Source organism: Paraburkholderia sp. JHI869 (genome assembly GCF_038900775.1).
Taxonomy (GTDB): Bacteria; Pseudomonadota; Gammaproteobacteria; order Burkholderiales; family Burkholderiaceae; genus Paraburkholderia.
In genome coordinates, this window is record NZ_JAYMSC010000041.1 from 61,217 (window position 1) to 71,725 (window position 10,509).

Annotated in this window: 10 protein-coding genes; all 10 read left to right on the forward strand. The window is 65.0% G+C overall.

Annotation, left to right across the window (positions count from 1 at the left end; translation table 11 throughout):
• Positions 1–14: 14 nt before the first annotated feature.
• Positions 15–461, forward strand: coding sequence for a MaoC family dehydratase N-terminal domain-containing protein (locus VSR72_RS38980; protein WP_342957532.1), 447 nt, complete (start codon positions 15–17; stop codon positions 459–461).
• Positions 462–487: 26 nt separating this feature from the next.
• Positions 488–904 carry a MaoC family dehydratase gene (locus VSR72_RS38985; protein ID WP_342957533.1) on the forward strand — a complete coding sequence of 139 codons (417 nt, stop codon included), beginning with the start codon at positions 488–490 and terminating at the stop codon, positions 902–904.
• Between the two features lie 42 nt (positions 905–946).
• Positions 947–1,777, forward strand: a complete 831-nt coding sequence (locus VSR72_RS38990; protein WP_342957534.1) for an SDR family oxidoreductase — start codon at positions 947–949, stop codon at positions 1,775–1,777.
• Positions 1,778–1,805: 28 nt separating this feature from the next.
• Positions 1,806–2,954, forward strand: coding sequence for an acyl-CoA dehydrogenase family protein (locus VSR72_RS38995; protein WP_342957535.1), 1,149 nt, complete (start codon positions 1,806–1,808; stop codon positions 2,952–2,954).
• Between the two features lie 21 nt (positions 2,955–2,975).
• The gene (locus VSR72_RS39000; protein ID WP_342957536.1) at positions 2,976–4,178 is read left to right on the forward strand and encodes an acyl-CoA dehydrogenase family protein; all 1,203 of its coding nucleotides are present in this window, start codon (positions 2,976–2,978) and stop codon (positions 4,176–4,178) included.
• 9 nt (positions 4,179–4,187) lie between these two features.
• On the forward strand, positions 4,188–5,321 hold the full coding sequence (locus VSR72_RS39005) for an acyl-CoA dehydrogenase (RefSeq protein ID WP_342957537.1): 1,134 nt from the start codon (positions 4,188–4,190) through the stop codon (positions 5,319–5,321).
• A gap of 63 nt (positions 5,322–5,384) precedes the next feature.
• Positions 5,385–6,173, forward strand: coding sequence for an enoyl-CoA hydratase/isomerase family protein (locus VSR72_RS39010; RefSeq protein ID WP_342957538.1), 789 nt, complete (start codon positions 5,385–5,387; stop codon positions 6,171–6,173).
• A gap of 179 nt (positions 6,174–6,352) precedes the next feature.
• Positions 6,353–7,249: a TauD/TfdA family dioxygenase gene (locus VSR72_RS39015; protein WP_342957539.1), complete on the forward strand. Its 897-nt coding sequence runs from the start codon at positions 6,353–6,355 to the stop codon at positions 7,247–7,249.
• Between the two features lie 48 nt (positions 7,250–7,297).
• Entirely contained in the window at positions 7,298–8,728 is a 1,431-nt protein-coding gene (locus VSR72_RS39020; protein WP_342957540.1) for an aldehyde dehydrogenase family protein, read from the forward strand.
• A complete protein-coding gene (locus tag VSR72_RS39025) occupies positions 8,725–10,380 on the forward strand; it encodes an FAD-dependent oxidoreductase (RefSeq protein ID WP_342957541.1) in 1,656 nt (551 codons plus the stop codon). Before VSR72_RS39020 ends, VSR72_RS39025 begins: the two co-directional genes overlap by 4 nt.
• Positions 10,381–10,509: the final 129 nt, after the last annotated feature.

Genomic DNA, 10,509 nt, shown 5'->3' on the forward strand with positions numbered 1-10,509 from the left:
CGCGAGGCCCGACGATGATCGACAAAAGCCACATCGGCGCGCTGATCTCGCGGCACACGGCACTCGTCGAGGCGGGCCGCCTGCGCTTCTTCGCGAAGGCGACCGGCCAGACCGACAGCCGTTACGTCGACGACGAAGCCGCGCGAGTCGCCGGTTATCCGGCGCTGCCCGTGCCGCCCACGTTCCTGTTCTGCCTCGAAATGGAGTCGCCCAATCCGCGCGCGACCGTCGAGCGCCTGAACATCGACATCGGCCGCGTGCTGCACGGCGAGCAGAGTTTCCGCTATCACCGCATGGCGTTCGCGGGCGAGCGCCTCACGTTCGAATCGCGCATCGCGGACATCTATGACAAGAAGGGCGGTGCGCTGGAATTCGTCGTGCGCGAAACACGCGTGACGAATGCTGAGGACGATGCACCCGTTGCAGACCTGCGCAGCGTGATCGTCGTGCGCAACGGTTGATAGAAACGCTAGAAGCAGGAGCCAACATGCAATCGATTCGTTTGAACGACCTGGCCGTAGGCAGCACGCTGCCGCCGTTCGTCGCCGCGCCGCTCACGCGCCTCACGCTCGCGCTTTACGCGGGCGCGTCCGGCGACCACAACCCGATCCACGTCGATCTGGACTTCGCGCGCCGCGCGGGCATGCCCGACGTGTTCGCGCACGGCATGCTTTCCATGGCGTATCTCGGGCGGCTGCTCACGAACTGGGTGCCGCAGCAGGCCATCCGCGAGTTCTCGGTGCGTTTCGCGGCGATTACGCAGGTGGGCGACGCCATTACCTGCAGCGGCGTCGTGACCGAGCGCGACGAGGCGGCCCGCACCGTGAAAGTCGCGCTCACCACGCGCGACGCACAAGGCGAAATCAAGCTTTCGGGCGAGGCGCTGGTTGCGCTGGATGCCTGAGTTATCCATCAAGAACAAGCACGAACAAGGAGTAGACAGAACATGAGCAAGCTGGTTGGCAAAGTCGCCATCGTATCGGGTTCGGGCCGCGGCATTGGCCGTGAAATTGCGTTGAAACTCGCGGGCGAAGGCGCGGCAGTCGTGGTGAACGACCTGGACGCGGAACCGGCGCAAAGCGTGGTGGCCGAGATCGTCGCCGCGGGCGGCAAGGCCGTGGCGTGCGCGGGTAGCGTGACGGAAGCCGATTTCGGCACACGCTTCGTCGGCACGGCACTCAAGGAGTTCGGCCGCCTCGACATCATCGTGAACAACGCAGGCTATACCTGGGACAACGTCATTCAGAAGATGAGCGACGACCAGTGGAACGCCATTATGGACGTGCATGTGAGCGCACCGTTCCGCATCCTGCGCGCCGCCGCCGACTACTTCCGCGAAAGCGCGAAGGCCGAAGCCGATGCTGGCCAGGAAGTGTTCCGCAAGGTCGTGAACATCTCCTCCGTTTCCGGCGTGATGGGCAACGCGGGCCAGGCGAACTATTCGGCCGCCAAGGCCGCGATCAACGGCCTCACGAAGGCGCTCGCGAAAGAGTGGGGGCGCTACAAGGTCAACGTGAACAGCGTGGCGTTCGGCCTCATCAAGACTCGCCTCACCGAAGCGGTGGCGGGCGAGGGCAATAGCTCGACCATCGACATCGCGGGGCAGGCAATCAAGGTCGGCGTGAACGCACAGCTCATGAAGAACATCGAGGCGATGATCCCTATCGGCCGCGGCGGCACGCCGGAAGAAGCCGCGGGCGCGGTGTACCTCATGTGTATTCCCGAATCGAACTACGTGACGGGGCAGGTGCTGGTGGTCGGCGGCGGCCGTCCGTAAAACGTGGCTCGCAAAAAAGGAGTCGAACATGGCTGAATACCGCAGTCCGTGGATCACGGACGATCTCGTGCTGTTCCAGGACTCGATCCGCAAGTTCATCGATCGCGAACTCGTGCCGCATGAGGAGCGCTGGTGGAAGCAGCAGCACGTGGACCGCGAGGTGTGGCGCAAGGCCGGCGAGTTCGGCATGCTCTGCGCGAGCATTCCCGAGGAGTACGGCGGCGGAGGCGGCACGTTCGCGCACGAGGCGATCATCACGCTCGAGCAGTCGCGCGCGATGGTGTCGAGCCTCGGCACGAACGTGCATAGCGGGATCGTCGCGCATTACATCCTGCGCTACGGGACCGAAGAGCAAAAGCACAAGTGGCTGCCGAAGATGGCGAGCGGCGAACGCGTGGCGGCCATTGCGATGTCGGAGCCCGGCGCGGGATCGGACCTCAAGAGCATCAAGACGCGTGCGGTGCGTGACGGCGATCACTATGTGATCAATGGTTCGAAGACCTTTATTTCGAACGGTTTGCTCGCAGACCTGATTTGCGTGGTCGTCAAGACGGACCCGGCGAAAGGCGCTAAAGGCGTGTCGATCGTCGTCGTGGAAACGGACGATCTGCCAGGCTTCCGGCGCGGTCGCGTGCTCGAAAAGATGGGGCAGAAGGGCCAGGACACCGCCGAGTTGTTCTTCGACGACGTGCGCGTGCCGTGCACGAACCTGCTGGGCACCGAAGAGGGCAAGGGCTTCTATCAGCTGATGCAGCAGTTGCCGCAGGAACGCATGATCGTCGCGCTCGGCGCGCTCAGCGCGATGGAAAAGGCGCTCGACGTCACGACCGCCTACGTGCGCGAGCGCAAAGTGTTCGGCATGAGCCTGCTCGACATGCAGAACACGCGCTTCAAGCTCGCCGAATGCAAGACGCACGCGACCATTGCGCGGACCTTCATCGACGACTGCATGGCGAAAGTGCTGCGCGGAGAACTCGACTCCGAAACGGCCGCGATGGCGAAATGGTGGTGCACGCAACGAAGCTGCGAAATCATCGACGAATGCCTGCAGTTGCACGGCGGCTACGGCTACATGATGGAGTACCCGATCGCGCGGCTCTACGTGAATGCGCGCGTGAGCAAAATCTTCGGCGGCTCCAACGAGATCATGAAGGAACTGATCGCCCGCACGCTGTAACGTCGCCCTTAGGAGCACCAGATGGATTTGCGTTATACCGAAGCGGAACAGGCGTTCCGCGAAGAAGTGCGCGCGTTCGTGCGGGAGCATCTCCCCGCCGATATCCGCGAGAAAGTGCTGGCGCACCAGCGCGTGGAGAAGGACGATTACGTGCGCTGGCACCGCATACTCAACGCGCATGGCTGGGGTGCGCCAACGTGGCCCAAGGCATTCGGCGGTACGGGCTGGAACGCGCTGCAGCGCCTGATCTTCGAGATCGAGACGCTGGGCGCGGGCGCGCCGCGCCTCTTGCCGTTCGGCCTCACGATGATCGGACCGGTGCTCATGAAGTACGCGAGCCCGCAGATGCAGGAGCGCTTCTTGCCGCGCATTCCGAACATCGACGACTTCTGGTGCCAGGGCTATTCGGAGCCGGGTTCGGGATCGGACCTCGCCTCGTTGAAAACACGTGCGGTGCGCAAGGGCGACAAGTACATCGTGAACGGCCAGAAAACGTGGACCACGATGGCCCACTTCGCCGACTGGATTTTCTGCCTGGTTAGAACGGACTCCGAAGCGAAGCCGCAGGAAGGCATTTCGATGCTGCTGATCGACATGAAATCGCCGGGCGTCACCGTCCGGCCGATCGTCACGCTCGACGGCGGTCACGACGTGAACGAGACATGGTTCGAGGACGTGGAAGTGCCCGTCGAGAATCTCGTAGGCGAGGAGAACCGCGGCTGGACTTACGCGAAGTATCTGCTCGGGCACGAGCGCACGGCCATTGCGGGCATTGGCCATTGCTACCGCGAGTTGCGGCAGTTGAAGCACTACGCTGCACAGGCGACGGACGGCAAAGGCGGCCGCATGCTCGACGACGCGCGCATGCGCGACAAGATCGCCCGCCTCGAAATGAACCTGATGGCGCTGGAAATGCTGTTGCTGCGCGTGGCGACGGCAGACGGCGGGCGCGGCCCCGGCCCCGGCCCCGAGGCGTCGATCGTAAAGATTCGCGGCTCGGAACTGCAGCAGGACATCGCCATGCTCCAGCAGGAAGTGGCGGGGCCGCACGGCTGGCCCTATGCGCCGCAATGGCTCGAACCCGGCGCGCATGCTCCCGTGAGCGGGCCGCAATGGGCGGCGCCTGCTGCATCCACCTATTTCGACATGCGCAAGACCTCGATTTACGGCGGTGCGACCGAGGTGCAGAAGAACATCATCGCGAAGATGATCATCGGCTTTTAGGACACGCATATGGACTTCACGTATAGCGAAGAGCAGCAAATGCTCGCGGACAGCCTGCGTCGTTTCGTCGAAAGCGAATACACGTTTGCGCAACGGCGCCGCCGCGCGCGCGAGGGCGCGAGCTTCGACCGCGAGATCTGGACGCGGCTTGCAGAAATGGGCGTGCTCGGCCTCACGGCGCCCGCCGAATACGGCGGTTTCGGCGAAGGCGCGGCGAGCCGGCTCGTGGTGCAGCGCGAGTTGGGCCGTGCGCTGGTGCTCGAACCGGTCGTTCCGTGCAGCGTCATGGCAACGGCGATACTCGCGGGTTACGGTAGCGCTGCGCAGCAGGATCGCTGGCTAGGTGCGATCGCCACGGGGCAGCAGGTCGTCGTGCCGGCGTTCGCGGAAACCGCGTCGCGCTACCGGCTCGACGCGATCGCCGCGCGCGCGACGCCGGTCGGGCGCGGCTACGTGCTCGATGGCGCGAAGGCGCTGGTCTGGCATGGTGAAATTGCGGATGCGTTCATCGTCAGCGCACGCGTGGGCGACACGGCCACGGGCGAAATCGCGCTTTTCCTCGTGCCGCGCGAAAGCCGCGGCGTGAGCGTGACGGGCTATCCGACCATGGACGGCCAACGCGCCGCCGACGTGTCGTTCGAGGCCGTCGCGCTGGGCGCGGACGCACTGATCGGAACGCCGGGCGCAGGCGTGGTGGCGCTCACTCACGGCGTGGACTGCGGGATCGCAGCGCTGTGCGCGGAAGCGGCCGGCGCGATGGAGCGCCTGATCGAGATCACCGGCGAGTATCTGCGCACGCGCCGCCAGTTCGGCCAGCCACTCGCTGCTTTCCAGTCGCTGCAGCACCGCATGGCGGACATGCTCGTGCACAAGGAACTGGCGCTCTCCATGGCCTACGTCGCAGCGCTTGCGCTGGACGAACCCGACGCGCGCAAGCGTCGCCGCATGCTCGCGGCCGCCAAGGTCACGGTCGCCGAGGCGGGGCGCTTCGTCGGCCAGCAGGCGGTGCAACTGCACGGCGGCATGGGCATGACTGACGAACTGGAGGTGGGTGACTATTTCAAGCGCCTGACAATGTTCGATCCGCTGCTCGGCGACAGCGATCATCATCTCGCAAGCTATGTCGAGGCGATGGAAGACTGAACACAACCTGCCGCCCCGCATCACGCGGGGCGGTTCTATTTCGATTGTTCGAATTTCTTCAAAATGATCAGGACTACCATTGAAAATGGCGTCGCCACGGTAACGCTCGACAACGCGGAGCGCAAGAACGCTCTGAGCGCTGCGGCGCTCACCGCGCTTGCGGATACCGTCGAAGCCTTGCGCTGCGACGCCACGGTGCGCGCGTTGATCCTGACTGGCGCAGGCGGCGACTTTTGCTCGGGCGGCGACGTGAGCGCGATGCAAGGACCGGCCGACGCGGCCACGGTGCGCCGCCGCATGATCGAGAACCAGCGGCCGTGCGCGGCCCTGGCGACGTTCGACAAGCCGGTGATCGCAGCGGTGGATGGCGTGGCCTACGGCGCGGGCTTCAGCCTTGCGTTGATGGCCGACTTCATCGTCGCGAGCGAGCGGGCACGCTTTTGCCTTGCTTTCGCGCGCATGGGGCTCGTGCCCGACCTGGGCGCGTTGCATACGCTGCCGCGCATCATCGGTGCGCAGCGTACGCGGGAACTCGTGTACTCGGCACGCGAACTTCCTGCGCACGACGCGCAAGCGTTGGGCATCGTGCTCGAGGTGGTGCCGAGTGAAGCGTTGCGTGCGCGAGCGCAAGCACTGGCGCTCGCCATGAGCGCCCAATCAACGGATGCGTTTGCGATGACCAAACGTTTGCTCGCGCAGACTTTCGAGCGCGACTTCGGCGCACTGCTCGAAGCGGAGGCGGGCGCACAGGCCATCGCGTTGACGTCGCCTTATCTGCGAGAGGCGGCGGCGCGTTTCGCACGCAAGGAAGCGCCGCTGTTCCGCTGGCCAAAGCACGACCGCGAAGCCTGATCGCCCGATCGAAGGGAGGAGCCCGCGGGCAAACCCTTGCTCCATTCGAAGCACCCAGGAGCACACATGCGCTTGCTGCTGCTTCCTGCTTTAGGACCACGACAGCGATTTGTGTCCGCCCTAATCTCACACCATCAGACAGAGCCAGCCCCACCGGCTCCCAATAACGGAGACAAGACATGACGAACGCAATCGGCACGCCCGAGGCGAGCCTGACCCCTGCGCACGCACAATTCGCGCTGGATACCGTTTCGCCCGCCATCGGCGCGGAGGTGAGCGGCATCGATCTGCGTGAAACGCTGGACGACTCGACCATCGCCGCGTTGCGCGCCGCGCTCGTGCAGCACAAGGTGCTGTTTTTCCGCGACCAGGACATCACGCCCGCGCAGCACGTAGCGCTCGCGCGGCGGTTTGGCCAGCTCGAAGTGCATCCTGTGTTTCCGCACCACGCCGATCATCCCGAACTGGTCCTGCTGGGCGGCACGCAGGCCTCGAAGGCGCGCGAGAACATCTATCACTCGGACGTGTCGTGGCGCGAGATTCCCTCGATGGCGTCGATGCTGCGTTGCGTGGAATGCCCTCGCAGCGGCGGCGACACGATCTGGGTGAATATGGCCAGGGCCTACGCAGATCTGCCTCAAAGCGTGAAGGATCAACTCGCCGACCTCGAAGCCGTGCACGACATCATGCCGTCGTTCGGTTCGCGCATGTCGGCGGAAGAGCGCGCGGCGAATCGCGTGAAGTTTCCCGCCGTTACGCACCCCGTGGTCCGCACCCATCCCGAAAGCGGCGAGAAGATCCTGTACGTGAACGAAGGCTTCACGACCCATCTCGCGAACTATCTGAGCAAGGGCACGTTCCGCGTGGGGTCCGATTACCGCTACGGCGAATTCGAACTGCTGCAGTACCTGTTTCGCCAGGCCGCCGTTCCGGAGTATCAGGTTCGGCTGCGCTGGGCGCCCAATACCATCGCGTTCTGGGACAACCGCTCGACGCAGCACTACGCCATTCAGGATTATTTCCCGGCTGTGCGGCGCATGATGCGCGCAACGGTCATCGGCGACAAGCCGTTCTGACGCCTCGTGCATTCCACCCCGCATTCCAATCGACAGGAACCATTAGTCGTGCAAAAGATCGATCAGTACTACATTGGCGGCCAGTGGGTCACGCCTGCGCCAGGCGCGAATATTCATGAGATGGTGTGCCCGGTCACGGAATCGGTGACGGGGACCGTGCACCTCGGTACGCACACCGATGTCGAGCGCGCCGTAGCCGCGGCCCGGGCCGCGTGGCCCGCATGGTCGGCCACGAACGTTTCGAGCCGTGTGGCACTGCTCACGCGCATCATCGAGCGCTATACGGCGCGTTATGACGAACTCGCGCGTGCAGTGAGCGCCGAAATCGGCGCGCCGATCAAGCTGAGCCATGAACTGCAGGCACGCGTGGGCCTCGCACAACTGCAGAGCGTGCGCGCCGCGCTGGAGTCGTTTCAGTTCAGCGAGCGCCGCGGCACGACCGAGATCGTGCGCGAATCCGTGGGCGTGGTCGCGCTCATCACGCCGTGGAACTGGCCGCTCAACCAGATCGCGGCAAAGGTCGCTCCGGCGCTCGCAGCGGGCTGCACTGTCGTGCTCAAGCCATCGGAAATCGCGCCGCTAGACGCGCGCCTTTTCGCGGAGATCCTCGACGAGGCGGGCGTGCCGCCGGGCGTATTCAACCTGGTCTATGGCGACGGCGCCACGGTGGGCGCAGCACTTTCCAGCCATCCCGACGTCGACATGGTGTCGATCACGGGTTCGACGCGAGCGGGGGCGCAGGTCGCTTCGAGCGCGGCGGGCACGGTCAAGCGTGTGGCGCAGGAGTTGGGCGGAAAGTCACCCAGTCTCGTCTTCGAAGATGCCGATCTCCCAATCGCGGTGAAATCGAGCGTGCTCGCCTGCATGCTGAATTCGGGGCAAACATGCATTGCGCCTACACGCCTGCTAGTCCAGCGCAGCCAGTACGACGCGGCAATCGAGGTTGCGTGCGCAACGATCAACGCACTGAAGGTCGGCGATCCGGCCGCTGCGGACACCGTCCTCGGCCCCATTTCGAATCGTGCACAGTATGAAAAGGTGCAGCGGATGATTGCGATCGGTATTGACGAAGGCGCACGTCTCGTGGCCGGCGGCGAGGGGCGGCCCGCGCACTTGTCACGTGGTTTCTTCGCGCGGCCTACCGTATTCGCCGACGTACGCAACGATATGACGATCGCGCGCGAAGAGATCTTCGGTCCGGTGCTCGCGATTCTTCCGTTCGAGACGGAAGAGGAAGCCATCGCCATCGCCAATGACACGCCGTATGGGCTCGCAGCCTACGTGTGGTCCGGCGACGCAGCACGCGTACGCCGTGTGGCGGCGCAACTTCGCGCGGGCAGCGTGCAGATCAACGGCGCGAAGATGGATCTGGCCGCGCCGTTCGGCGGGATGAAGGCCTCCGGCAATGGCCGCGAGCACGGCGCTTACGGCCTCGCGGAGTTCCTCGAATACAAGCAGATTACGGGTTGCGCGGCATGAATCGAACCGCACAGGAATTCGACTACGTCGTGATCGGTGCGGGTTCCGCGGGTTGCGCCATCGCGGCGCGTCTTGCCGAAAGCGCGAGCGCGAGCGTTGCGCTCATCGAAGCCGGGCCGAGCGATCACCACTACACCGTGTGGGCGCCGCTCGGTATCGCAGCGACGGTGCCGCGCGAGGGGCCGCGCAACTACGCGCTTCATACCGAGCCGCAAGCGGGCCTGCTCGGCCGCCGATCGTATCAGCCGCGAGGGCGGGGCCTCGGCGGCAGCTCGTCGATCAACGGCATGGTCTACATTCGCGGCCATCGCGTGGACTTCGACGCGTGGGCGAACGCGGGCTGCACGGGCTGGAGCTATGAAGACGTGCTGCCTTATTTTCGCCGCAGCGAGTCGAACGAGCGCTACGCTGGCCGCGACGACGATCCCTTTCACGGATCGAACGGCCCGTTGCATGTGAGCGAACTGCGCTCGCCCAATCCGTTCTCGCAGTATTTCATTGCGGCGGCGTTGCAGACCGGTTTGAAGGCGAACTCCGACTTCAACGGCGTGGATCAGGAGGGTGTGGGCCTTTATCAGGTCACGCAGCGCAATGGCGAACGCTGGAACACGTCGCGTGCGTATCTGCACGGAGGGAATCGCGGCGATACGGCGCACAACGGCGGGCGCGAATCGCTCACAGTGCTGACGGGCGCGCGGGCGGAGCGCATCGTGTTCGAAGGCGCGCGTGCCGTCGCGGTCGAAATAGCGCGTGACGGCGTGGCGCAAACCGTGCGGGTGCGCCGCGAGATCGTGGTGAGCGCGGGAGCGTTCCATTCCCCGCAACTGCTCATGGTTTCGGGCGTCGGGCCGGCGGCACATCTGCGCGAGTTGGGCATCGAGGTCGTGCACGACGCGCCTCAGGTCGGCCAGAATCTGCAGGACCATCTGGACATCATCGTGAACAAGCAGGTGGCGTCGACCGAGCTGTTCGGGCGCTCCGTGCCGGGCCTCGTGCGGCTCGCCCGCGAAATTCACCGCTACCGGCGCGAGCGCACCGGCATGGTCACGTCGAACCTCGCCGAAGCGGGCGCGTTCGTGCGCAGCGCGCCGGGCCTGGCCGCGCCTGACCTGCAACTGCATTTCGTGCCCGCGATGCTCGGCAACCGCGGCGAAGGCAAGCCGCCGCGCGGACACGGCTATTCGTGCCACGCGTGCGTGCTGCGTCCACACAGCCGCGGCGACGTGAAGCTGCGCTCGCCGCACATGCACGATGCGCCGTCGATCGATCCGCGTTTTCTCGCCGACGAACGCGACATGGATGGCATGGTCGCGGGCGTAAAACTGGTGCGCCGGATCTTCGCGCAAGACGCGCTCGCGCGCCATGGCGGCCGCGAATTGTTCACCGATGCCATCGCGCGGGACACGCAGGGAGACGAGGCGATCCGCGCATTCGTGCGCCGCAACGCCGATACGGTCTATCACCCGGTGGGCACCTGCCGCATGGGCGCCGACGCGCAATCGGTCGTCGATCCGCAGTTGCGCGTGCGCGGGGTGACGGGATTGCGTGTGGTGGACGCGTCGGTCATGCCCGCGCTCGTGGGGGGAAACACCAATGCCGCTGCGATCATGATCGCGGAAAAGGCGGCGGACCTGATGCGTGCCGACGTATAGATGGCGCCAGTCCACATGCCCCCTGTCGAACGATAACTGATTCGGATAACGAATTAACGCGTGCCGCGCTAAAACCCCGAGGTCAAGACTCATGCTTCAGATCGAACAACCCGTAGCCGTGGCGCACGC

What these genes read in the sequence shown, in the direction of transcription:
- VSR72_RS38980 (WP_342957532.1), top strand. Translation starts at nt 15, where the DNA reads ATGATCGACAAAAGCCACATCGGCGCGCTGATCTCGCGGCACACGGCA.
- VSR72_RS38985 (WP_342957533.1), top strand. Translation starts at nt 488, where the DNA reads ATGCAATCGATTCGTTTGAACGACCTGGCCGTAGGCAGCACGCTGCCG.
- VSR72_RS38990 (WP_342957534.1), top strand. Translation starts at nt 947, where the DNA reads ATGAGCAAGCTGGTTGGCAAAGTCGCCATCGTATCGGGTTCGGGCCGC.
- VSR72_RS38995 (WP_342957535.1), top strand. Translation starts at nt 1,806, where the DNA reads ATGGCTGAATACCGCAGTCCGTGGATCACGGACGATCTCGTGCTGTTC.
- VSR72_RS39000 (WP_342957536.1), top strand. Translation starts at nt 2,976, where the DNA reads ATGGATTTGCGTTATACCGAAGCGGAACAGGCGTTCCGCGAAGAAGTG.
- VSR72_RS39005 (WP_342957537.1), top strand. Translation starts at nt 4,188, where the DNA reads ATGGACTTCACGTATAGCGAAGAGCAGCAAATGCTCGCGGACAGCCTG.
- VSR72_RS39010 (WP_342957538.1), top strand. Translation starts at nt 5,385, where the DNA reads ATGATCAGGACTACCATTGAAAATGGCGTCGCCACGGTAACGCTCGAC.
- VSR72_RS39015 (WP_342957539.1), top strand. Translation starts at nt 6,353, where the DNA reads ATGACGAACGCAATCGGCACGCCCGAGGCGAGCCTGACCCCTGCGCAC.
- VSR72_RS39025 (WP_342957541.1), top strand. Translation starts at nt 8,725, where the DNA reads ATGAATCGAACCGCACAGGAATTCGACTACGTCGTGATCGGTGCGGGT.